Source organism: Actinomyces oris (assembly GCF_001553935.1).
GTDB lineage: Bacteria > Actinomycetota > Actinomycetes > Actinomycetales > Actinomycetaceae > Actinomyces > Actinomyces oris_A.
The window spans coordinates 2,821,950-2,844,664 of record NZ_CP014232.1; the positions used below are offsets into that span (position 1 = coordinate 2,821,950).

Here is a 22,715-nt window from a genome sequence, read left to right on the forward strand (position 1 = left end):
ATCGGTCAAAGAGTGCCCCTCCTCCTGGGGGCCGAGACCTCAGGATGCCGCCTCCACGCGCCGGGCATCTGCCCGCGACTTGAGGACCGAGGCGATGACCGTGACCAGGACGGTGCTGATGATGACGCTCAGGGACACTCCGATCGACGCCTCGGGGATGGCGTGCCACTCCTGGCCCCCGTTGATGAAGGGGACCTCATTGGTGTGCAGGGCGTGAACGATGAGCTTGAAGCCGATGAAGCCAAGAATGACCGCCAGGCCGTAGTGGAGGTAGACGAGTCGGTCGAGCAGCCCGTCAATGAGGAAGTAGAGCTGGCGCAGGCCCAGCAGGGAGAAGGCGTTCGCGGAGAAGACCAGGAAGGGCTCGCTGGTCAGGGAGTAGATCGCGGGGATGGAGTCGACGGCGAACATGACATCGGCGGTACCGATGGCAATGATGCACAGCATCATGGGAGTAATCATGGTGCGCCCGGCGTGGCGGTGAATGACCTTGCCGCCCACGAAGCCGTCGGTCATGGGGATGACGCGGGCGACGAGCTTGACGAAGCCGCTGGGCCTGTACTCCTCGTCATCGTCGTCGGGCTCCTGGACGCCCTCCCGGGCCTGGGAGAAAGCGGTCCACAGGAGCCAGGCCCCGAAGAAGTAGAACACCCAGGAGAAGTTCTCGATGAGCGCGGCGCCAGCGAGGATGAAGATGAGCCGGAGAACAAGGGCGATGACGATGCCGGCGAGGAGCACCTCCTGCTGGTACTTCCGGGGCACCTTGAAGGAGGACATCATGATGACGAAGACGAAGAGGTTGTCGATGCTCAGCGCCTTCTCGGTGATGTAGCCGGCCAGGTACTCCTGGGCGAAGCCCCCGCCCCACACGAACCAGACGATGCCGCCGAAGACCAGGGCCATGCCGATATAGGCCACTGACCAGACGGCGGCCTCCTTCATGGTGGGCTCGTGGGGGGTGCGCACGTGACCGACGATGTCGATCACGATGAGGGTCAGGATGATGGCCGCCAGGCCGATCCACCCCAGGATGTGGACGTCCACGTGTTCTCCTCCGGTACGGAACTGGTACCGGAGGTCTCCTCCCGCCACGTGCACAGGCGCTCAAGGCATGTACCGCTCTGGCCGCGACGCCGGGAACGCAGGACTGATGGGTGCCCGCACCGCCGTGATGACGACGTCGCCGTTGGTTGGGAGTACTCCCCTCCGTGTATAACGCCTGAGAGTCTAACGGGATGCTTCCTCTCGACGTAGCCACGCCGAGTCACTCATGGCTGTGAGATCAGTCGGCGGCCCGCATGGCGCGCAGCTCCTTCTTGAGGTCCTGGATCTCGTCGCGCAGCCGGGCGGCGAGCTCGAAGTGGAGGTCCTCGGCGGCGGCGTGCATCTGCTGGGTGAGCTCGTTGATGAGCTCGGCGAGGTCGCCCTGTGCCGCGCCGGCGAGCTTCTCGCGCACCGTGGCCTCGGCGGCGTGCTTGCGCCGGGCCCGCACCGATGAGTCCTCGTGGCCCCGGTAGCCGCCGGCCAGAAGGTCGGCGGTGTCGACGTCCTCGCGGGCGAGCATGTCGGTGACGTCGGCGATCTTCTTGCGCAGCGGCTGGGGATCGATGCCGTGCTCGGCGTTGTAGGCCAACTGCTTGGTGCGGCGGCGCTCAGTCTCCTCGATGGCCTCAGCCATGGCCGGGGTGATGGTGTCGGCGTACATGTGGACCTCGCCGGAGACGTTGCGGGCGGCACGTCCGATGGTCTGCACCAGGGAGCGGGTCGAGCGCAGGAAGCCCTCCTTGTCCGCGTCCAGGATGGACACGAGCGAGACCTCCGGCAGGTCCAGGCCCTCACGCAGCAGGTTGATGCCCACGAGCACGTCGAAGCGCCCCAACCTCAGCTCGCGCAGGAGCTCGACGCGCCGCAGCGTGTCGACGTCGGAGTGGAGGTACTCCACGCGCACACCCCTCTCGGCGAGGTAGGTGGTCAGGTCCTCGGCCATGCGCTTGGTCAGGGTGGTCACCAGGATCCGCTCCTGGCGCTCGACGCGGGTGCGCACCTCCTCGAGCAGGTCGTCGATCTGTCCCTGCGTGGGCTTGACGACGACCTTGGGGTCCACCAGTCCCGTGGGGCGGATGATCTGCTCGACGACACCGTCGGAGCGCTGGGTCTCGTAGTCGCCCGGGGTGGCCGACAGGTAGACGGTCTGACCGACGCGGTCCTCGAACTCGGCGAAGGTCAGGGGGCGGTTGTCCAGTGCGGAGGGCAGACGGAATCCATGCTCGACCAGGGTGCGCTTGCGGGAGGCGTCCCCCTCGTGCATGGCGCCGATCTGGGGGACGGTCACGTGGGACTCGTCGATGACGAGGAGGAAATCCTCGGGGAAGTAGTCCAGGAGCGTGTTGGGCGGGGTACCGGTCTCGCGCCCGTCGATGTGCAGCGAGTAGTTCTCGATCCCCGAGCACATGCCGATCTGCTGAAGCATCTCCAGGTCGTAGGTGGTGCGCATGCGCAGGCGCTGGGCCTCCAGGAGACGGCCGTCGTGCTCGAGCTGGGCCAGACGCTCGGCGAGCTCGGCCTCAATGCCCTCGATGGCCTTCTGCATGCGTTCGGGGCCGGCCACGTAATGGGAGGCGGGGAAGACGAAGACCTGCTCGACAGTGTCGATGACGTCCCCGGTCACGGGGTGCAGCGTGGCCAGGGCCTCGATCTCGTCCCCGAAGAACTCGATGCGGATGGCGAGCTCCTCGTACATCGGGATGATCTCCACCGTGTCGCCACGCACGCGGAAGGTGCCCCGGGTGAAGTCGATGTCGTTGCGGGTGTACTGCATCGTCACGAAGCGCCGCAGGAGATCGTCCCGGTCGATCTGCTGGCCCACCTCCAGGGGCGTCATCCGGTCCACGTACTCCTGGGGGGTGCCCAGGCCGTAGATGCAGGAGACCGAGGAGACCACGACGACGTCCCGGCGGGTGAGCAGGGAGTTGGTGGCGCTGTGGCGCAGGCGCTCGACCTCGTCATTGATGGAGGAGTCCTTCTCGATGAAGGTGTCCGTCTGCGGGACGTAGGCCTCGGGCTGGTAGTAGTCGTAGTAGGAGACGAAGTACTCCACCGCGTTGTTCGGCAGCAGCTCACGGAACTCGGCGGCCATCTGGGCGGCCAGGGTCTTGTTCGGCTCCAGGATGAGGGTGGGGCGCTGGACCTGCTCGACGAGCCAGGCGGTCGTCGCGGACTTGCCGGTTCCCGTGGCGCCAAGCAGGACGATGTCCTTCTCCCCCGCCCGCAGACGCTCGGTCAGCTCGGCGATCGCCGTGGGCTGGTCCCCGCTGGGCGAGTAAGGGCTGATGACCTCGAAGGGCTTGGCTGCGCGCTGGAGCTCGGTAACGGGACGCATGTCTTCAGGCTACGCGGTCCGAACGACACCATGGACACCTCTGACCGCGCAGTCACCTCCTTCATCAGCCTGCGATCCGGCCGTCACCACACAGATACGTCTTTGTATCCGGGAAGGAACCTTTCAATCGAGTTCACCTATTACGGTGGTTCTCGCAGGACGCCGGGTCGTCCCGTTCCACGTTCATGTGGATGCTCATGGACCCCGCCTCTGCGTCCTGTCTTCATCCCCTGACTCCAAGGACCCTTCATGGCTTTCATCGTCGCCGTCTCCGCCACCATCGTCGGAGCCCTCGGCCCCGCCCGCACCACCTCTCGACGCAACAGCTGCTCGGGCTGAGTCCGCCTTCCGGCTCTACCTCTCGGTTCCGCCCCACTGTAGGAGTGAACGCAGTATCCACCGACGGGAAGGTCTCCCCTGCCGTCAGGCAGTGGCTCCCGGCTCCAGGATCCGGGTTCTCCATAGTCTGTCGACCTCGGCGCGCAGGTCCTCCAGCGCCCCGGAGTTGGACACGATGACGTCGGCAACGGCCCGACGCTCCTTGTCAGTGGCCTGCACGGCGATACGGGCCAGCGCCTCGTCACGGGTCATCCCCCGCGCAGCGAGCCGCTCCAGACGCACCTCGAGCTCGGCCTCGACGACGACGACAAGATCGAACAGGTCCTGCATCTGTCCCTCGACGAGGAGAGGAACGTCGTAGACCGCCACCTGCCCAGCCGGAACCGTGTCCATCCGAGCCCATGCCTCTGCTGCGATGAGGGGCAGGAGGAGCTCTTCCAGGCGCGCACGACGCAGGTCGTCGAAGAAGACCAGCCGCCCCAGGGCACCGCGGTCCAGGGAGCCGTCCGCAGCCAGGATCCCTTCCCCGAACTCGGCCACCACTGCCGCAAGACCGTCACTGCCCGGGCTGACGACATCGCGAGCGACCTCGTCGGCACTGGTCACGACCGCGCCGCGCTCCTTGAGCAGACAGGCCACTGTGGACTTGCCTGAGCCGATACCACCGGTGAGCCCCACGCGCAGGGCTCGGTCCTTCGGACGACGAGTGGAACGGGCTACAGGTGTGTGGCGCATGGTCCCATCATGCCGTGACCTGCCCGAGCCGGGCCAGCGTGCCGTCGATGCTGACGACACCAAACGGTACGGGCAGCGACCCCGTCTTGTCAGTCGCCCTCTGAGGCCGCCCGACCCTCAGTCCTGATCGTTGTGGTCGAACCGGGTCGCCTTCTTCCTCCCCGGCCCCGACCGTAGGGCGCGATACGCTCCTCGACCCGGGCCAACGACTCCACCGCGCCCTGCGGGGGACTCACGCACCGGGAGGCCTGCTCCGAGGCCCGCGAGATGATCTCGCGGATGATCGGCGCACGAGAGTGATCCTCCTCCACCCCGTCAACCAGGACCTCCGCCAGCGCGGAGAGGACCTGCAAGGCAACCAGAGGGTCACCGACGGCGTCGACGAGTGTCCCGCAGCGTTCTCCGGGCCGGTTCATCGGCCAGGCCCCCATCGCCTCACGGCACTGGTGCCATGCCCGGCCGCTGGAAGCGCGGTCCCCGCGAGCCTGAGCGGCGTGCGAGGCCAGAGCCAGAGCGGCGCAAGCAGTTTCCGTCCACCCCTGGCTCAGACTCAACTCCGCCGTGTCGAGATGTTCCTTCTCCGCACGTTCATTGGCACCCAGTGCCGCCAGCAGCCGGCCGAAGGCCAGACGGAGGTCGACGACCAGCTCCAAGGCGGAGTCGTCCACCACCTCGGACAGCGAGGCGCTGACCGTCTCCGCAGTTGACATGGCGCGCTGTCGCACTGACTCCATGCCATACCCCCGAGACAGCGTAAGCAGCTCACGGACCTCCTTGAGCAGGGCGCCCTGGTTGCGTAACCGGGCACGGTCAGCCGGCAGGCCGCTCGTTACCGTCCCATAGGACCGGCTGGCCAAACCTGCGGCCTCAGCGGCCATGCGCATCTCAACCCGGTACGACACGCCATTGTTGCCGTTACGGACATCGAAGCGGTGGGCGATGCCGCGCACAAAACCGGTCATGACGTCATAGGCGTGGACGACGGTATCCCAAGCCGTGAGCTCCACGTTCCCCCACGGCGTTGTCCAGCTCAGCGAGACGCCCAGTGCATGGTTTCCGTAATCAGCTCGGTTAGCCTCCCGCATGACGAGAGCCAGTCCGACAGCGGTGTTCATCAGCTGCCAGGCCGAGGCCTCGGAGACAGCCTTCATGGGGCTGTGACGGATGAGGGCGATGGCCCGTTGCCACTGGGAGGATAGTCCCAGGTACTCGAGCCTGTCCGCCAGGCTCTGTAGTGACACGACATCTGGAAGGTGGAGCCGGCTCAAGGAGGCAAAAGCGTCCTCGGCCTCGACGATGCGTTGGTGGGCCAGGTAGGGAACCAGCACCGCTCCCAACCCCCTCGCGGTCTCCACGGGATCAGCCTCGGCACGCTTCGGTGTGGCCGTGGCTGTGCTGATGACGCCGGAGTAGTCGTCGTGCATGCGAGCAGTGGCCAGCACGGCTCCGGTGTCGGCCTTGCCGAAGGAGAAGAGTCTGGCCTCACGGAGCTGCTCGAGGGCCTCGTCCCTGAGGCCGAGGACGGCTGAGAGCTCCACCTGGGCGTAGCGCAGTGGGAGCGTTGAGCGGCCGTGGGCGGCCCGAATCCCCTGACAGAAGGAGATCGCCTGCTCAAGGCTCTTCCTACTCGTGTCCGGGTCCTGGCCCAGCTGAACCAACCAGGCCCGGTCGACGGCGCAGACCGCCTCCACCACCTGGTCGGGCGCGTTCCCCGCAGCCGTGTCCTCGACGTCGTCGGTGGCGACCGCCTTCCACAGGGCCGCAGCAGCGTCGCGACTGGGGCAGACGGGGTCGACATCCTCCAGAGCGCGGGCAATGTCGCCCCAATAGCTCATATCGTCTCCAACGGTCGTCACGTACAGGTTCCGGCTTCTAGGAAGCAGGGAGCACCGGTCCCGGCCACAGCCTCGCACAGGCACGTCACCTGAGCGATGGGGAGAAGGCACCGAACGTCTGAGGGTCTCTGCCTGCGGAGCAGGCAGAGACCCTCAGATGATGTCAGAGATCAGTCCTGACCACTGAAAAGGTGCGGATGCTCAGTTACCAGTGAGCTTCTCGCGCAGAGCGGCCAGGGCCTCATCGGAGGCCAGCGTGCCGGAGGCCTCAGACGGCGCCGAGGAGTACGAGGTGCCGCCGGCGGGGGCTGCCGGAGCACCGGACTCCTGCTCCTCCTCCAGGGCCTTGGCGACCTGGGCCTTGTGGGCCTCCCAGCGGGCGTGAGCAGCTGCGTACTCGGCCTCCCATGCCTCGCGCTGGGCGTCGTAGCCCTCGAGCCACTCGTTGGTCTCCGGGTCGAAGCCCTCGGGGTACTTGTAGTTGCCCTGCTCGTCGTACTCGGCCGCCATCCCGTAGAGGCTGGGGTCGAAGTCCTCGGAGGCGGGGTCGACACCCTCGTTGGCCTGCTTCAGCGACAGGGAGATGCGACGGCGCTCCAGGTCGATGTCGATGACCTTGACGAAGACCTCGTCGCCGACCTTGGCCACCTGCTCGGGGACCTCGACGTGCCGCTGCGCCAGCTCGGAGATGTGGACCAGGCCCTCGATGCCGTCCTCGACACGGACGAAAGCACCGAAGGGGACCAGCTTGGTGACCTTGCCGGGAACGACCTGGCCGATGGCGTGGGTGCGGGCGAAGGCCTGCCACGGGTCCTCCTGGGTCGCCTTGAGCGACAGGGAGACGCGCTCGCGGTCGAAGTCGACGTCCAGGACCTCGACCGTGACCTCGTTGCCGACCTCGACGACCTCGGAGGGGTGGTCGATGTGCTTCCAGGACAGCTCGGAGACGTGGACCAGACCGTCGACGCCACCCAGGTCCACGAAGGCACCGAAGTTGACGATGGAGGACACGACACCGGAGCGGACCTGCCCCTTCTGCAGGGTCTGCAGGAAGTTGGTGCGGACCTCGGACTGGGTCTGCTCGAGCCAGGCGCGGCGGGAGAGGACCACGTTGTTGCGGTTCTTGTCCAGCTCAATGATCTTCGCCTCGAGCTCGCGGCCCACGTAGGGCTGGAGGTCGCGAACGCGACGCATCTCCACCAGGGAGGCGGGCAGGAAGCCGCGAAGGCCGATGTCCAGGATGAGACCGCCCTTGACGACCTCGATGACGGAGCCGGTGACGACGCCGTCCTCCTCCTTGATGCGCTCGATGGTGCCCCAGGCGCGCTCGTACTGCGCGCGCTTCTTGCTCAGGAGCAGACGCCCTTCCTTGTCCTCCTTCTGCAGGACGAGGGCTTCGATCTCATCGCCGACGGAGACGATCTCGTCGGGGTCGACGTCGTGTTTGATGGACAGCTCGCGAGCGAGGATGACGCCTTCGGTCTTGTAGCCGATGTCGAGGAGGACCTCATCACGGTCGACCTTGACGACAGTGCCCTCGACGATGTCGCCGTCATCGAAGTACTTGATGGTCTCGTCAACGGCGGCGAGGATCTCCTCGGTCGAACCGATGTCGTTGACGGCGACCGGGGCGGGGCTGGGCGTGGTGGTTGTCATTGAGTGGATGCTCCGAATGCGGATAGTTGGATCGGGTTGATAGGGACTGCGCGCTCCCCAGCGACGCGAATCGGCCCGGACCAATTCATCGACCTGGTTGGATCAGTCTCATAGGAGACGCCCAGGAGCGCACGAGTGAACCTTAGCAGTACGTGACGAATCCGTGACTAGACGATGCTCAAGCATTATCCCGTACGTACGTGCAATCGCTCACGTCATCTGACGACTTGATGTCAAAAGGATGACGTGCCGATCTCATTCATATATCACCGGCTTCTTCGACCGATGAGCACGGGTCCCGGAAGGGCTCTCTAGTGGGCGGCCTCACGCCAGGTGCGCCCTCGTCCGACGGCGACGTCCAGGGGGACCGAGAGCTCTGCCGCCCCGCCCATCTGCTCTTTGAGGAGGTTCTCAACCGCCTCGGCCTCTCCGGGCGCGACCTCGATGAGAAGCTCGTCGTGAATCTGCAGAAGAATGCGGCTTGCTAGTGTCCGCTCGGTCAGGGCGCTGTCGACGTCGATCATGGCTTTCTTGACGATATCGGCGGCGCTGCCCTGGATGGGAGCGTTGAGGGCGGCCCGCTCAGCCATCTCACGGCGCTGCCGGTTGTCGCTGGTCAGGTCGGGAAGGTAACGGCGCCGCCCGAACATCGTCTCGGTGTATCCGTCGCGGCGCGCCTGCTCCACCACGGACTCCAGGTAGTCGTGAACCTTCCCGAACCTGGCGAAGTAGGCGTTCCTCAGATCTGCTGCGTCGGCGTTGTCGATACCGAGCTGACGGGCCAGCCCGAAGGTCGACAGCCCGTAGGCCAGTCCATAGCTCATGGCCTTGACGTGGCTGCGCTGCTGGGCGGTGACGTCCTCAACGTCGATGCCGTGGACCAGGGCGGCTACGTAGCGGTGCAGGTCCTCCCCGCTGCGGAAGGCATCGATCAGCGCCTGGTCTGCGGACAGATGTGCCATGATGCGCATCTCGATCTGGGAGTAGTCGGCGGTCATGAGGCACTCGTAGCCCTCTCCGACGGTGAAGGCCTCGCGGATGCGCATCCCCTCCTCGTGCCGGGCCGGAATGTTCTGCAGGTTGGGGTCCGTGGAGGACAGGCGCCCTGTGGCGGCGATAGTCTGCTGGAAGGTGGTGTGGATGCGGCCATCGGGCTGGATCGCCTTGCGCAGCCCCTCCACCGTCTGCCGCAGCTTGATGGCGTCGCGGTGCTCGAGAAGGTGCTCCAGGAAGGGGTGGGAGGTCTTGGCATACAGCCCGGCCAAGGCATCGGCATCCGTGGTGTAGCCGGTCTTGGTCTTACGGGTCTTGGGCATCTTCAGCTCGTCGAATAGGACGGCCTGGAGCTGCTTGGGACTGGAGAGGTTGAGCTCTCGCCCGGCGGCGGCGTAGGCACCCTCAGCGGCGTGGGTCACGCGGGCGTCGAGCTCGGTCTGGCGGATTTGGAGCACGGCGTCATCGACGGCGATGCCGGCGTCCTCCATGACGGTCAAGGTCGCGGCCACGGGCATCTCCAGGTCGGTGAAGAGCCCCAAGGCATCACGAGCCACCATCTGCTCATCGAGCACGACCTGGAGCGGGAGCAGGGCGGCGGCCCGACCCGCACTGGCCAGGTGGGATGCGGGAACGGCCTCGGAGGTGAGGGCCTCGAGGTCGAATGCGCTCTGAGACTCACCGGAGCCGCCGTCACCCCCGGCACCGCCCTCGTTGACTGCGGCCAGATCGATGCCGAGCCAGCGCTGGGTGAGGGTGTCGACGTCGTAGCTGCGCTGTTCAGGGCGACACAGGTAGCCGGCCAGGGAGGGATCTGCGACGACGCCGTCGAGCGTGAGCCCCCGGGCGCTTAGCGCGTGCCAGCTGCCCTTGGCGTCGGCGACGAGCTTGGGGCGCTCCACGTCGGCCAGGAGCCGGGCCAGGGCGGCTTCATCCTCAGGCAGGATCTCGGTGAGGTCGACGACCACCGCCCGAGAGCCGTCGGACAGCGACACGAGTGCGGCATCGCCCTCGACGGGTCTGAGGACGCCGACAACATCGACCCCCAGGGGGCGGGTGCCGTTATCACCATCCGCCGGCAGACTGGTCTCCAACCATTCAGCCAGCTGCCCCGCGGCAAGATCGTGTCCCAGCGAGACGATCTCCAGATCGCTCAGTGCGTTCAAGGCGCCGGCTTCCTCCGCCTCGCCCGGCTCGACGTGATCGGAGGTGTCGGTGAAGCTCAGGATGCGTAGCGCCCGTTGGTGCAGGGTGCGGAACTCCAGGGCCTCGAACACGCGCGCCAGGGCGGATCGGTCGGCACCGACGAGGCGCAGGTCGGTGCGCGGGAGGACTCCGAGATCCAGGTCGGTGAGCAGGTGGTTGAGGCGGCGGTTGCGCACGACGTCGTCGAGATGGTCGCGCAGCGACTGTCCGGCCTTACCCTTGATCTGGTCCGCGTGAGCGATGACGCCGTCGAGCCCGTCGTAGAGGTTGAGCCACTTGGCGGCGGTCTTGGGGCCCACCCCCGGCACTCCGGGGAGGTTGTCGCTGGTCTCGCCGACCAGGGCGGCGAGGTGCGGGTAGCGTTCGGGCGTCACCCCGTAGCGCTCCTCCACCTCCTGAGGCGTCATGCGGCGCAGTGTTGACACGCCCTTGACTGGGTAGAGCACGGTGCACCGCTCGGTGACCGTCTGGAAGGAGTCACGGTCTCCGGAGCAGATGAGGACCTCCATGCCCTCGGCCTGTGCCGAGGTCGCCAAGGTCGCCAGAATGTCGTCGGCCTCGTAGCCCGGCGCGGTGAGCGCTGTGACGCCCATGGCCTCCAGGACCTGCTGGATGAGCTCGACCTGCCCGAGGAAGGGCTGCGGTGTCTCATCGCGGGTTCCCTTGTACTCGGCGTACTCCTCGGTGCGGAAGGTGCCTCCGGGCAGGTCGAAGGCGACCGCCACGTGGGTGGGTCGCTCGTTGTCCAGCAGCGACAGGAACATGGACACGAAGCCGTGGACGGCATTGGTGGACTGGCCGGTCGACGTCGTGAAGTTGTCGACGGGCAGCGCGTAAAAGGCGCGAAAGGCCATCGAGTGTCCGTCGATGAGAAGAAGCCGCTCGGGAACCGGGTCCGAGGGGGACTGAGGTGTTGGACTCGTCGCAGGGCTGGTCGCGGTGGTGCTCACCGTGCCAGCCTAGGCCCATGACCCATCCACAGTCCGACTCGCCCCTCTCCCCCAGCAGCGTAGTGGGCTCCAGTGACTCCGAGGCCTCTCCAGCCTCCGCCGACTCCCCCAGCTCACCGGCTGTCGTCGGACCGCTGGGCCCCGTGGGCCGCGTCACTGCGGCCTCCTACTCCGGCGCAAGCGCCTCTGCCGTGGCCTTCCCGGACCCTGCCCGGCGCCCGTACCCGGATCCGCGTCCCGCGGGCTCTGCCGTCTCCGCCTCCTCAGCACTGCACGCGGTGCTGGAGGACAGTGAGGAGGGCACGCTCATGGAGACCCTCGGGATGGAGGTGGTGACTCGCGACGCGAATCGGACCGAGGTCCGGATGCCGGTCGACGGGGCCCGACAGGTCGTCGGAATCCTGCACGGCGGTGCCACCGCCGCCATCATCGAGACGGCCGCTTCCGTGGCCGCGCGCGCGGCGGCGCCCGACGGTGCCGTCCCGGTGGGTGCGGAACTGACGGTCAGCCACTTGCGCTCCGTGTCCCGGGGCTGGGTGAAGGCCACCGCCGTTCCTCTCCACCGAGGCCGTCGTACCGTGGTCTACCAGGTGACGGTCACGGATGACGATGAGCGGACCATCGCCGTCGGGACACTGCGCAGCCTGTTCACCTGAGGCGCCGCATCGCAGAAGGCGGTCGGTGGGGGCTTAGTCCTTCTTGGCCGAACCGACCTGCTCGATGACGGCATCGGCCACCTCGCGCATGGTCAGACGCCGGTTCATGGAGGTCTTCTGCAGCCAACGGAAGGCCTCCGGCTCGCTCAGCCCCATGCGCTCCATGAGCAGCCCCTTGGCCCGGTCGACGCGCTTGCGGGTCTCGAAGCGCTCGGTGAGGTCAGAAATCTCACTCTCCAGGGAGAGAATCTCCTCATGCCGTGACATGGCGATCTCAAGTGCCGGGATGAGATCCGCCGGGGTGAAGGGCTTGACGACGTAGGCCATGGCGCCGGCGGCGCTGGCTCGTTCGACGAGCTCGGTCTGGGAGAAGGCGGTCAGCATGACGACGGCGCAGTTATGCTTCTCGAGAATCCTCTCCGCCGCGGTGATGCCGTCAGTCACCGGCATCTTGACGTCAAGAACGCACAGGTCAGGGTCATGCTCATCAGCCAGGCGGACGGCCTCCTCACCATCTGCGGCCTCCGCGACGATCTCGTAGCCGGCGTCGGTGAGAGTCTCGACGATGTCAAGGCGGATGAGGGTCTCGTCCTCGGCGACGAGCACCCGGCGGGACTTGGTGGTGCTGGACTCATTGCTCACGGCTGTGATCCTAGTATGATCTCGCTGTTAGCGCCCCCGCAAAACCGGCGGCGTGCCTCCGTAGCCCAATTGGCAGAGGCATCCGACTCAAAATCGGAGTGTTGTGGGTTCGAGTCCCACCGGAGGTACCAACAAGTCCCTACCCAGCCCCACCTCAGGACAGACCAGTCAGATGGAGAGCACCTTGAGCACGACGTGGGTCTCGCTGTACGAAGCGGCCAAGGCGGTTCAGCGTCCTCGCCACGTGTCTTCATATATCGAGGCGGGCGGTGTCGCAGCTGCAGTGGAGTCGTCCTCGGGAAGAATCTATACGGGCGTCTGCGTGGATACGGCCTGCACACTGGGAATCTGTGCCGAGCGCAACGCGATCCTCAACATGGTCACCAACGGCGAGGATGCAATCCGGCGTGTTCTGACGATCATGCGCGACGGCCGTACCGGTCCACCTTGCGGAGCATGTCGAGAAATGATGACGCAGCTGATGCCGAGCCGGTTCGGCGCTGTCGAGGTGATGATCGACTACGAAGCTGGAAAGACGATGACTCTTGCCGATCTGACTCCACAGTGGTGGCTACGGCGATGACGCTGTGACCGCACAGGTCCGACCTGCGACTCCCTCACCCCACCCCCACCGATTCATCAGCGGGAAGCAGATGCCGGAACCCGTCGCCCTGAACCGGATCGAGGGGCCTCCCGGTGATAGGTGGGAGACCCCTCGACGGATCAGAACCGGTGCTCAGACCTTGTAGTCGCCCGTCTCACCGACGGTGTGGACACGGATCGAGTTGGTCGAGCCGGGCGTGCCCGGAGGCATTCCGGCCACGATGACGACGGTGTCCCCAGGCTGGGCCAGATGCTTGTCCTGAAGGATGTCATCGACCTGGGCCACCATCTCGTCAGTGTGCTGGACCTCGGGCACCTCGTAGCACTGCACACCCCAGGAGACGGCGAGCTGGTTGCGAGTCTCACACAGCGGGGTGAAGGCAAGCAGCGGAAGCGGCGAGCGCAGACGCGACAGGCGCCGGGCGGTGTCACCTGACTGGGTGAAGGTCACCAGGTAGGTGACGTCGAGGTGCTCGCCCATCTCCGCAGCGGCGCGGGTCAGTGCCCCACCTCGCGTCTGCGGGTAGGAGCCCAGGCCGGGGATGCGCTCCCCTCCGTGCTCCTCAACGTTCTCGATGATACTGGCCATGGTGCGCACGGCCTCGATGGGGTAGGCACCCACGGAGGTCTCACCGGAGAGCATGACGGCGTCGGCGCCGTCGAGAATGGCGTTGGCGCAGTCGGAGGCCTCGGCCCGCGTGGGCCGCGGGTTCTGGATCATGGACTCCAGGACCTGGGTGGCCACGATGACCGGCTTGGCCTGGCGGCGGGCCAGCTCGATGGCCCGCTTCTGCACCAGCGGGACGGCCTCCAGGGGCATTTCCACACCGAGGTCGCCGCGGGCCACCATGATGCCGTCGAAGGTGGAGACGATGTCGAAGAGGTTCTCCACCGCCTGGGGCTTCTCAATCTTGGCGATGACCGGGATGCGCACGCCGACCTCGTCCATGATCTCGTGGACGTCCTTGATGTCATCGGCGTCGCGCACGAAGGACAGGGCGATGAGGTCAGCACCGATCTTGAGGGCCCAGCGCAGGTCCTCACGGTCCTTCTCGCTCAGGGCCGGCACGGAGACGGCAACGCCGGGCAGGTTGATGCCCTTGTTGTTGGAGACGTAGCCGGGCACCTCGACCTTGGTGACGACGTCGGTGTCGGTGACGGCCACGACGCGCACCGCGACGTTGCCGTCGTCGATGAGGAGCCGGTCACCGGGGCGGCAGTCGCCGGGAAGTCCCTTGAAGGTGGTGGAGGCGCGCTTGACGGTGCCCAGGACGTCGTCAATGGTGATGGTGAACTCGTCGCCCTTGTTGAGCATGACCTTCTGGTCGTCCACGAACCGCCCCAGGCGGATCTTGGGGCCCTGGAGGTCGACGAGGATGGCGACGGCGCGGCCGGAAGCGTCGGCGGCCTCACGGATGCGGCCGATGACCTCCTCCTGGTCCTCGGCGCGACCGTGGGAGCGGTTGATGCGCGCGACGTTCATGCCGGCGTCCACGAGCGCTTGCACCTGCTCGGGAGAGTCAGTAGCGGGTCCGAGGGTACATACGATCTTGGCTCTACGCATGGGTTCAGAATACGGGACATCGGGCCCTGTGCACGAGGAGGAATCCCGTCAGTTGTCAGGTTGCGATCATCCTCACCCGGTTGCCGTCCGCCGGCATGGCGAGCAGCTCCTCGATTCGTTCTTTACGAATCCGTCTGACCTGGGTGGGCCGACGCCGTAGCGGCGGGTTCTGCCGGTGAGGCGTCCTCAGGCAAGTCATGCTCAGCGGCGGCGTCCTCGACGGAGTCATCCTCCTCGGCAGCCGAGCGGTCCTTCCTCGTCCCGCGCCCCGGCCTGTCGATGGCGTCGCTCAGGGGGCGCCGAGAGGTGAGGGCCAGTCCAAGAGCGCCGACGAGGAAGATGACGATGGAGGTCCACACGTTCAGTCTCAGGCCGAGGACCGTCTCGGCCTCGTCGATGCGCAGCATCTCAATCCACACCCGGCCTGCGGTGTAGACCATGAGGTAGATCCATAGCAGCCTGCCGCCCGTGACGCCACTGCGGGCGAGCATCCGTCTGCCGATCCACACCAGAAGAGCCGCCCCAGCAAGGTTCCACAGGGCCTCATAGAGGAAGGTCGGATGAAACAGGGTGCCGGGTGGGTAGGTGGATCCCGCCGGCAGGTGGGCCTCGTCGATCCGTAGTCCCCAGGGCAGCGTCGTCGGGGAGCCGTAGAGCTCCTGGTTGAACCAGTTGCCCAGTCGGCCGATCGCCTGAGCGACCAGCAGGGTCGGGGCGACGGCGTCGGCCAACGGGGCTACGCGCAGGCCGCGATGGCGCAGTAGGAGCACCCCAGCCAAGACCCCGCCGGCGATGCCTCCCCAGATTCCCAGGCCCCCTTGCCATGTCAGTGGGATACGGGCCAGGTCGCCGTTGGGGCCGAAGTAGTCGTCGGGCGAGGAGATCACGTGGTAGAGACGGGCACCCACGATTCCAGCCGGCACGGCCACGATGGCGACGTCGAGGACCAGCTCCGGTCGGCCTCCCCGGGCCCGGTAGCGCCGGTCCGACCACCACACGGCCACGAAGACCCCGGTGAGGATGCACAACGCGTAGGCCCTCACCGGGATGGGGCCGAGGTACCACACGGCCGAGGACGGGCTCGGTATGCCTGCGGTCAGCGCGGCCGTGAACGGCATCGTCAGCAGTGTTGGAATCGTTGGCATCGTTGGCATCATGGCGGAAAGGGCGGCGACAGGCACTCAGAGAACCTCTCGATGGGCGGAGGGGATCAGTGCCGGGTGGGCGCCGGCGGCGACCAGCTCGGCAACGAACTGCTGGGGGTCGGTGGAGCGGATGATGGCCTCACCGACGAGGACGACATCGGCGCCGCAGCGCGCGAAGCTCATGACATCGTGCGGGCCTCTGACTCCTCCGGCGGCGATCCGCACGACCTGCGCCGGCAGAACGTCAGTGACCTGGTCGAACAGGCTGCAGTCGACGGCCAGGGTGTCGGGATCACGGGTGTCGATGGCCACGATGCAGGCCCCCGCATCGACTGCGGTCAGCGCCTCACGGCGGGTACGGACCTCGACAACGGCGCCCATCCCCAGGGAGTGCACCCTCTCGATGAGCCCTTCGAGCACGAGGGGCTCAAGGCGGGCGTCGAGCATGAGCAGATCGGCGCCGTGAGCCCGGGCCTCGTGCACCTGGTAGGGCGTGACCACCAGGTCGTTGGCGAGGACGGGAAGATCCACGGAGGCCCTGACTGCATCCAGGTCCTTGAGGGAGCCTCGCGTGGCACTCGGCCCGGTGACAACTGAGACGCAGGCGGCGCCGCCGGCGGCGTAGAAGCAGGCCAGCATCCCCGGATCCCCAACGCCACTGAGGTCGGCGAACGTGGCCGTGGAGCGCTTGACCTCGGCGATCACTGTGACCGCCCGATCATCGGTGCGCAGGCTGGACAGGGCGCTGATGGCGCCGGGAACCAGGCGGGAGGCCTCTCTCAGGCGGGCCAGGGGTACCAGCGAAGCGCGACCTTCGGCAGCCATCTTGGCCTCGGCCACCATCGCCTCGAACGAGGTCATCACACACCTCCCCGATGTTGCCTGCCGGCGCTCGGTAGAGCGCCTGTCTGTATCCATCGTGACGGCCCGAGGCCGTCTGTTGCAAATCGCCAAACCGCGCTGACCGAGGAGTGGTCAGCTGGGACGGTCTCCCACGTGCGCCCCCAGATCACCGCCGGCCAGGAAGCAGCTGCGCTCGCCGGTGTGGCAGGCGGCTCCGACCTGATCGACCTTGATCAGGAGGGCGTCGCCGTCGCAGTCCAGATGGACGGACTTGACGTACTGCGCGTGTCCGGACGTGTCCCCCTTGCGCCAGTACTCGCGCCGCGACCGCGACCAGAAGGTCACTCGTCCCTCTTCCAGGGTGCGCCGGAGCGCTTCATCGTCCATCCACCCCACCATGAGGACCTCATGTGAGTCGTACTGCTGGACGACGGCGCAGACCAGGCCGTCGGTGTTGCGCTTCAGGCGCGCAGAGATCTGGGAATCGAGAGTCACATCCGCATTATGCACATCGTGTGCTGCTCAGCCCGGAGGGCCAAGCAGAGGACCGAGGTAGACCCACATGCCTGGCAGGTTGCGTACCACCGCGAAGACGGCCAGCGCGACCCCGAAAAGGATGCCCTCCCCACCGGTGACGAGCGGTCGTCGCAGGCCTCGGGCGGATGCGAGCAACCAGCGCGCTACCAGGAGAACGGCCACCGCCTCCAGCGCAAGCGCAAAGGGGTTGTAACCCATGGCGGCCCACAGGTCGCCGTGTATGAGCTCCCGAGTCGCCCGGGTACCTCCGCACAGCGGGCACCACAGCCCGGTGGTGCGGTGAAGCGGGCAGAGGTCGGGAAGCCCCGGAGAGCTGCGGGGCAGAGTCAGAGCGCGCAGCACGATGAGGCCACCCGGCAGGGCGGACAGAACCATCAGAAGCCCCAGTCCGACCCGCATTCCGGCTCCCGCGCGCCCATCGGAGCGCTCGGGCCTCGTCGAGGCATGCGCGCAGCAGTCTTCAGGCATACAGTTCATCGAAGCATCATCACCATGAACGGAATAATGGAGACAGCACTGATGATAGCGCCAATGGCGCCTGTCGCCACTCCAGCTATCGACAGTCCCTTGTTCGAGGCACGCCCCTCATTGGCGGCACCCACACCCAGCACTCCGACGACGATCGCCGGTACACCCAAAATCAGACCGAAATAAAAGCAGTTCGCGACGATGCTCGCAATACCGAGCCCGAGCGCCCACCCACCGAGGGCGTTGGCCTCATACCGACGCGGATCGTAAGACACCCCCCAATACACAGCCTGACCATATGGCGGATACGGGCCGTAAGAAGGAGACGGATGAGGGTACTGCTGACTGTAGGGCTGCCAGTAGGCCTGGCTGTACGATTGCTGACCATCCCCCGGATAGAGGACCATCTGGCCTCCCGATGCAGCCGGGAAGGGGAGCGACTGATCGCCAAGATCATCCGCACTGTAGTAACCGTTCTGGACTGACGACATACTTGAACCGGACTGAAAGGCGACATCCAAATCAGAAGGGTAAGAGGAACCAGCAGCTCCCTGACGGTAAGGAGCTGCCTGGTAAGGATTCAATTCACTCATTATTCCTCCCCTGGGGCGGAGCGCAGCACTCAGCCTACACGAGAACACACATCACACCCTGAGAACAACCTCATCTCAACGGGGAGAACACCCCATCGGCCCGGATGGACATGCCACCCCTCTTCGCCCCGCAGCACAAGAAACCTGTGAAACCTAGGCCAAGAGCCCAGTTCCCCAACGAGCTATTCTCATCAGGACGAGGACCGAATCCGCCAGGAATATACCCTCCGGGCTGCAAATTGTATTGCCTGTCAGGACATGGACCCATGTTGCTCAGAACATCTCTCCATCTAGATGATACTCAGTAATGTTCAGCATGTTGCAGAAGCATGACAGGCGTTACTCAGCGCGCAAATCTAAACACCTTCCGACGGCCCCCAAAACAACATCGATCCCACCCCAAACCAAACCCCCAACCCGACCCCTATTCTAGCAAATAGATAAATTAGGTCAGCACGAAATCCGATACCTCAACAATGATTCCTCAGGAGAGAATGCCGACTGTCCTAGAACAATGGTTCACGCGCTCTTCTCAGACTCAGCCACACAGGCATCTTCAAGAACGGACAGTGCGCCGGAGCCTCACCCGCCGTTCAGTCTCCCCCAGCTTTCAACGGACCGGATGGCCTGCGTCGTGCAGCGCATTCTTGGCCGCAGCGATGGTCATCACTCCGTAGTGGAACACTGAGGCTGCCAGAACGGCGTCGGCACCGTGGTTGGCCGCCGTGACGAAGTCCTGCGGGGATCCGGCACCGCCGGAGGCGATGAGTGGCACCCGGACCCGCCGACGAACGGCGTCGATCATCTCAGTGTCGAATCCTTTGGTGACACCGTCGGCATCCATGGAGTTCAGGAGAATCTCACCGGCGCCGAGCTCGGCTCCTTGAACCGCCCAGGCGACTGCATCAATGCCTGTGGAGGTCCGCCCTCCGTGCGTGGTGACCTCGAAGCCGGAGGCCGTTGAGACGCCGGAAGGGCACCGACGCGCATCCACCGACAGGACGATCACCTGATTGCCAAAACGCTGCGCCACCTCCGTCAACAGTTCGGGACGGTTAATGGCCGCAGTGTTGATACCGACTTTGTCCGCCCCGGCACGCAGCAGCTGGTCCACGTCATCGACTGAGCGCACTCCCCCGCCGACGGTCAGCGGAACGAAGACCTGCTCGGCAGTACGGCGGACCACGTCCAACATGGTGGAACGGCCCTCGTGCGAGGCCGAGACATCGAGGAATGTGATCTCGTCGGCCCCTTGGGCGCCGTAGCGGGAGGCGAGCTCCACGGGGTCTCCGGCATCCTTGAGACCCTGGAAGTTGACGCCTTTGACGACACGACCGTCCTTGACGTCCAGACAGGGAATGATGCGGATGGCAACGCTCATGACTGGTCCTTGGATGTTGGGCCGGCGGAGATCTCAGGAGTGGGGCTCGACTCATTGCCTGCACGCGCCCCAGAGGCTCCGGAAGCCTGGACAGGATCCTTGGCCAGGACATCGATCACGACGACGACTGGTTCCTTGCCCTGCGCCTGCTCAGCGGGCAGCGAGAGGACCACCCGGGAGCCGACAGTGATATCAACCAGGTTCTGCGAGACTCCCACCAGCGCGTTGCTCATGTCGAGCTGCTTGGGCGGCTCCTGGTGCCCGAAGGTTGACTTCTCAAGGGGCTGTCCCGTGGCCCAGCTGACCATCGTGGTCCGAGCGATCAGACGGTCCTGGGAACCGATCTGCGGACCGGTGCCCTTGATGAGGATCTCTGTGGATACTCGAGTCGGTGCAGGGAGTCCAGCGCTGCTGACGGTGATGGAGCCATCCGGTCCTTCGGTCACGGTGGGGGCCCCTGCCGCCGGTTGCTTTGTCTCCCCTGTCGCAGTGGTGGGTAAGAGGTCGACAACGGTGATCTTCGTCGTCCGGGAGCCGTCCTCCTCCTGGGCCGGTTCGCGCAGAACGACGCGTGCGCCTTCGCGCTGGCCGGAGACCGCCGCGTTGATGTAGTCGCCCACCTCGGGACCGAGCAGGCCCTGCCAGAGCTTATACCCTGCCTCGTTACCCGTCGTGTTGCTCCCGTTGAGACCGGAGAACTGTGAGACCTGCAGGATCACAGGCGTCCCCGCGGAGACAGCGCGCCCCTGCCCGGTCTGGACGACGTCGGTCAGTACCGAGCTGGGGGCTGACAGAGAGGCGTCGCCGTTCAGCTCGACGGAGGGGGCCACCCCTGATCCGACCCGTCCGCTGACCGTCAGCAGCTGACTGAGAGGTGCGTTGCCATCCAACACGGTTGACTGAGCCGCGGTGCTGGTGCCCGCTCCGTTCCTTCCGGAGACGAGCTTGTTGACAGCCAGCGGCACCAGGATCATGGCAAGGACGACGACACCGATGAGGGCGACCGCCAGGGGCCCCCGCGGCATACGCCCCAGCGGACCGCCCAGAGTACGTTGCCGCTGCGTCGGTTCGGGCTCCTGGGTCTCGGCGACCACCTCATCCTGTCGGTACCCGGGCTCATGAGGGTGATCGCGTCGATCAGTTCGTGCGGACGGCCTGTGCGCGTTGCGACGATCATGGCTGCTACCCAGCTCCTGAGGCTGTGGCAGGGTCCGTGGCTGACGCTGTGGCTGCGGTTGCAGCTCAGTGCGCGGCGCAGGTGTGCCGGTTGTGGTTCGAGTGCCGGGGGACACAGTACCGGCAGGGCGTGTCTGCACAGTAGGTTGAGACAGTGCCGGCAGGTCCTGGGTCGCTGCCTCCTGCTGGGCCTGCTGAGCACGTTCGAGCGCACGGCGCTGACGCCGTGTCAGGGGCATGCCCGCTTCGGGGTCCAGAGGGGAGGTAGTACTCATGTTGCGTCTTCCGTCTGTCGCCTGACCAGTGCCGTGAGCCTCACCGTTCACACCCCGTTGGGAAGGTCGGTTGCCGAGTGCTCCATGCTCTCCAGGAGTGCATCGATGCGCTCGTCTACGGCACAGAAGGGATCATTCAGCGTAACAGGTGAGCAGACGCCGTCGTCGAGTCGAACCCGCACCCAGTCAACACTCACGTCACGGCGCAGGTCCTCGGCCCGGCCGACGACGGCACCACGCAGGCGCGCACGCGTGGTCGCAGGTGGGGTATCCACCGCCCGGCGGCAGGTCGCCTCGTCAACGAATCGGTGCAGGAGACCAGCGTCCTCCAGACGCTGTCGCAGTCCCTCACTGGGAGAGACGTCGTGGTAGGCCAGGGCCAGGCGGCTCACCCGGGGATCGGTCAGATCGGTGTCGTGCCGCTGGCAGTAACGGGTCAGCAGCCGCTGCTTGACCGCCCAGTCCAGCTCCGTGTCCACGATCTCGGGCTGCTGCAGGCGCAGGGCCTGGAGTCCTCGTTCCCACAGTTCCAGTGCGGCTTCGTGCAGAGCAGTGACCTCGATGCCCTGCGCAACGTGGTCACGGAGACGCCCGAGGTGCTCGGCCTGCATCTCCAACGGCGTGATGGTCCGCCCGTCAGACCGTTCCAGGAGCACCCCTCCAGTCATGTCATGGCAGGTGTCGCGAATGGCCCTCATGGGGTCGGCCAGGGCCAGGTCGCCGAGGTCTCCCCCGTGCTCCAGGTAGTCCAGGAGCAGGTCCATGGCCGCCACTTTGAGCAGGGTGGATCCCTGAGCGATGTTGGAGTCCCCGACGATGACGTGCATGCGCCGGTAGCGCTCGGCATCGGCATGCGGTTCGTCCCGGGTGTTGATAAGCGGCCTGGCACGGGTCGTGGCTGAGGAGACGGCGTCCCACATCTGGTCGGCCCGCTGGGAGAAGACATAGCCCCTGGGCCCGTCGGCGGCGGGCCGAGCGTCCCCGCCTGCGGTGATATGGCCGGCGCCGACGAGGATCTGCCGGGTCACCAGGTGGGGTACGAGAGTGCGGGCGTCGTTCCAGAAGTCTCCACGACGCCGCACGAGGTAGTTTTCGTGGCACCCGAAGCCGTTGTCCTCAGCGTCGCGGTTGTTCTTCAGCAGGTGGATCCGCCCGGGGACACCCGAGGCTGCCAGGTGCGCATTGGCCTGCTCGACGAGATCGGCCATGACGAGCTCACCGGCGCGGTCCTGAGCGAGCACGTCCTCGAGGCGGTCGCACTCGGCGGTGGCGAACTCGGGGTGGGAGCCCACGTCCAGGTAGAGGCGAGCGCCCCCGCGAGTGAAGACGTTCGAGGAGCGAGAGCGCTGGACCACGGGTTCGAAGAGCTCACGAGCAGCGTGGTCGGCGTCCATGGGAGGAGGGCCGTCGGTGGTGGGGGCGCAGGTGATGCCGTACTCGGTCTCCACCCCGATGATGCGCCGCGCCAAGGGCCGTGAGCTGCTCATGCTCACTGGCCGCCCTTCTGGACGAAGCCCTGGACGAAGGCCGCGGCATTGGTCTCGATGACCGAGTCGATCTCGTCGAGGATGCTGTCAACGTCACTGGCCTGCTCGGCCGACGCGGATCTACCGGTGCTGATGGCCTGGTCGGCGTCGGCTGCAGTGGTCTCGACGCCGGTGCGACGGACCTGCCCATGGGACTGACTGGCGTGCTGCGGCGTCATGTGTTGCTCCTTCACTCGTCCTGCCCAGCTGCTC

The 22,715-nt window shown here is 66.1% G+C and carries 19 protein-coding genes and 1 tRNA gene; 3 read left to right on the forward strand and 17 right to left on the reverse strand.

What is annotated here, in order from left to right; genetic code table 11:
* Positions 1-39: 39 nt before the first annotated feature.
* From AXE84_RS11370 to polA, 6 genes are all read right to left on the reverse strand, one after another.
* Complete coding sequence (locus tag AXE84_RS11370; protein WP_060957951.1) at positions 40-1,044, reverse strand: TerC family protein; 1,005 nt, start codon at positions 1,042-1,044, stop codon at positions 40-42.
* Positions 1,045-1,282: 238 nt separating this feature from the next.
* Positions 1,283-3,379 carry an excinuclease ABC subunit UvrB gene (gene uvrB, locus AXE84_RS11375; protein ID WP_009406334.1) on the reverse strand — a complete coding sequence of 699 codons (2,097 nt, stop codon included), beginning with the start codon at positions 3,377-3,379 and terminating at the stop codon, positions 1,283-1,285.
* A gap of 423 nt (positions 3,380-3,802) precedes the next feature.
* Positions 3,803-4,453 (reverse strand): dephospho-CoA kinase, encoded by a 651-nt coding sequence (gene coaE / locus AXE84_RS11380; protein ID WP_236750060.1) that lies wholly within the window; start codon positions 4,451-4,453, stop codon positions 3,803-3,805.
* Between the two features lie 89 nt (positions 4,454-4,542).
* Complete coding sequence (locus AXE84_RS11385; RefSeq protein ID WP_060957953.1) at positions 4,543-6,288, reverse strand: hypothetical protein; 1,746 nt, start codon at positions 6,286-6,288, stop codon at positions 4,543-4,545.
* Positions 6,289-6,489: 201 nt separating this feature from the next.
* A complete protein-coding gene (gene rpsA / locus AXE84_RS11390) occupies positions 6,490-7,944 on the reverse strand; it encodes a 30S ribosomal protein S1 (RefSeq protein WP_004564961.1) in 1,455 nt (484 codons plus the stop codon).
* Between the two features lie 311 nt (positions 7,945-8,255).
* A complete protein-coding gene (gene polA / locus AXE84_RS11395) occupies positions 8,256-11,093 on the reverse strand; it encodes a DNA polymerase I (RefSeq protein WP_060957954.1) in 2,838 nt (945 codons plus the stop codon).
* 17 nt (positions 11,094-11,110) lie between these two features.
* Between polA and AXE84_RS11400 the strand changes: the two genes are divergently transcribed.
* Positions 11,111-11,749, forward strand: coding sequence for a PaaI family thioesterase (locus AXE84_RS11400; protein WP_236750061.1), 639 nt, complete (start codon positions 11,111-11,113; stop codon positions 11,747-11,749).
* Between the two features lie 33 nt (positions 11,750-11,782).
* On the opposite strand, the gene AXE84_RS11405 is transcribed toward AXE84_RS11400, so the two are convergent.
* Positions 11,783-12,391, reverse strand: a complete 609-nt coding sequence (locus tag AXE84_RS11405; RefSeq protein ID WP_009405613.1) for an ANTAR domain-containing response regulator — start codon at positions 12,389-12,391, stop codon at positions 11,783-11,785.
* Between the two features lie 54 nt (positions 12,392-12,445).
* On the opposite strand from AXE84_RS11405, the gene AXE84_RS11410 reads away from it, so the two are divergent.
* Together AXE84_RS11410 and AXE84_RS11415 are read left to right on the forward strand one after the other, a co-directional pair.
* Positions 12,446-12,522 (forward strand) — tRNA-Leu (locus tag AXE84_RS11410).
* 53 nt (positions 12,523-12,575) lie between these two features.
* Positions 12,576-12,974 (forward strand): cytidine deaminase family protein, encoded by a 399-nt coding sequence (locus AXE84_RS11415; RefSeq protein ID WP_167542054.1) that lies wholly within the window; start codon positions 12,576-12,578, stop codon positions 12,972-12,974.
* A 153-nt stretch (positions 12,975-13,127) separates the two neighbouring features.
* Here the strand turns inward: AXE84_RS11415 and pyk are convergent, their stop codons facing one another.
* The 10 genes from pyk to AXE84_RS11465 all read right to left on the reverse strand — a co-directional run bounded on the left by pyk (position 13,128) and on the right by AXE84_RS11465 (position 22,681).
* Positions 13,128-14,558, reverse strand: a complete 1,431-nt coding sequence (gene pyk / locus AXE84_RS11420; RefSeq protein ID WP_060957956.1) for a pyruvate kinase — start codon at positions 14,556-14,558, stop codon at positions 13,128-13,130.
* A 122-nt stretch (positions 14,559-14,680) separates the two neighbouring features.
* Positions 14,681-15,676, reverse strand: a complete 996-nt coding sequence (lgt, locus tag AXE84_RS11425) for a prolipoprotein diacylglyceryl transferase (RefSeq protein ID WP_060957957.1) — start codon at positions 15,674-15,676, stop codon at positions 14,681-14,683.
* A gap of 63 nt (positions 15,677-15,739) precedes the next feature.
* The gene (locus AXE84_RS11430; RefSeq protein WP_010615152.1) at positions 15,740-16,564 is read right to left on the reverse strand and encodes an indole-3-glycerol phosphate synthase TrpC; all 825 of its coding nucleotides are present in this window, start codon (positions 16,562-16,564) and stop codon (positions 15,740-15,742) included.
* Positions 16,565-16,678: 114 nt separating this feature from the next.
* Positions 16,679-17,041: a phosphoribosyl-AMP cyclohydrolase gene (gene hisI / locus AXE84_RS11435; RefSeq protein ID WP_176713498.1), complete on the reverse strand. Its 363-nt coding sequence runs from the start codon at positions 17,039-17,041 to the stop codon at positions 16,679-16,681.
* Positions 17,042-17,068: 27 nt separating this feature from the next.
* Entirely contained in the window at positions 17,069-17,458 is a 390-nt protein-coding gene (locus AXE84_RS11440; RefSeq protein WP_060958266.1) for a DUF2752 domain-containing protein, read from the reverse strand.
* Between the two features lie 98 nt (positions 17,459-17,556).
* Positions 17,557-18,144 (reverse strand): DUF4190 domain-containing protein, encoded by a 588-nt coding sequence (locus AXE84_RS11445; RefSeq protein WP_236750062.1) that lies wholly within the window; start codon positions 18,142-18,144, stop codon positions 17,557-17,559.
* Between the two features lie 610 nt (positions 18,145-18,754).
* The gene (hisF, locus tag AXE84_RS11450; protein ID WP_010615148.1) at positions 18,755-19,525 is read right to left on the reverse strand and encodes an imidazole glycerol phosphate synthase subunit HisF; all 771 of its coding nucleotides are present in this window, start codon (positions 19,523-19,525) and stop codon (positions 18,755-18,757) included.
* Positions 19,522-20,619, reverse strand: coding sequence for a hypothetical protein (locus tag AXE84_RS11455; protein WP_236750063.1), 1,098 nt, complete (start codon positions 20,617-20,619; stop codon positions 19,522-19,524). Before AXE84_RS11455 ends, hisF begins: the two co-directional genes overlap by 4 nt.
* Positions 20,620-21,023: 404 nt before the next feature.
* Positions 21,024-22,463, reverse strand: coding sequence for a Pup--protein ligase (pafA, locus tag AXE84_RS11460; protein WP_150116274.1), 1,440 nt, complete (start codon positions 22,461-22,463; stop codon positions 21,024-21,026).
* A 2-nt stretch (positions 22,464-22,465) separates the two neighbouring features.
* Positions 22,466-22,681, reverse strand: a complete 216-nt coding sequence (locus tag AXE84_RS11465) for a ubiquitin-like protein Pup (RefSeq protein WP_060957961.1) — start codon at positions 22,679-22,681, stop codon at positions 22,466-22,468.
* Positions 22,682-22,715 lie beyond the last annotated feature (34 nt).

Bases quoted from the DNA above. Each gene is read 5' to 3' on its own strand.
- rpsA (WP_004564961.1), bottom strand. From the start codon at position 7,944: ATGACAACCACCACGCCCAGCCCCGCCCCGGTCGCCGTCAACGACATC.
- hisF (WP_010615148.1), bottom strand. From the start codon at position 19,525: ATGAGCGTTGCCATCCGCATCATTCCCTGTCTGGACGTCAAGGACGGT.
- AXE84_RS11430 (WP_010615152.1), bottom strand. From the start codon at position 16,564: ATGACCTCGTTCGAGGCGATGGTGGCCGAGGCCAAGATGGCTGCCGAA.
- AXE84_RS11445 (WP_236750062.1), bottom strand. From the start codon at position 18,144: ATGAGTGAATTGAATCCTTACCAGGCAGCTCCTTACCGTCAGGGAGCT.
- coaE (WP_236750060.1), bottom strand. From the start codon at position 4,453: ATGCGCCACACACCTGTAGCCCGTTCCACTCGTCGTCCGAAGGACCGA.
- uvrB (WP_009406334.1), bottom strand. From the start codon at position 3,379: ATGCGTCCCGTTACCGAGCTCCAGCGCGCAGCCAAGCCCTTCGAGGTC.
- AXE84_RS11400 (WP_236750061.1), top strand. From the start codon at position 11,111: ATGACCCATCCACAGTCCGACTCGCCCCTCTCCCCCAGCAGCGTAGTG.
- lgt (WP_060957957.1), bottom strand. From the start codon at position 15,676: ATGCCGTTCACGGCCGCGCTGACCGCAGGCATACCGAGCCCGTCCTCG.
- pafA (WP_150116274.1), bottom strand. From the start codon at position 22,463: ATGAGCAGCTCACGGCCCTTGGCGCGGCGCATCATCGGGGTGGAGACC.
- AXE84_RS11440 (WP_060958266.1), bottom strand. From the start codon at position 17,458: ATGGTTCTGTCCGCCCTGCCGGGTGGCCTCATCGTGCTGCGCGCTCTG.
- AXE84_RS11465 (WP_060957961.1), bottom strand. From the start codon at position 22,681: ATGACGCCGCAGCACGCCAGTCAGTCCCATGGGCAGGTCCGTCGCACC.
- pyk (WP_060957956.1), bottom strand. From the start codon at position 14,558: ATGCGTAGAGCCAAGATCGTATGTACCCTCGGACCCGCTACTGACTCT.
- AXE84_RS11385 (WP_060957953.1), bottom strand. From the start codon at position 6,288: ATGAGCTATTGGGGCGACATTGCCCGCGCTCTGGAGGATGTCGACCCC.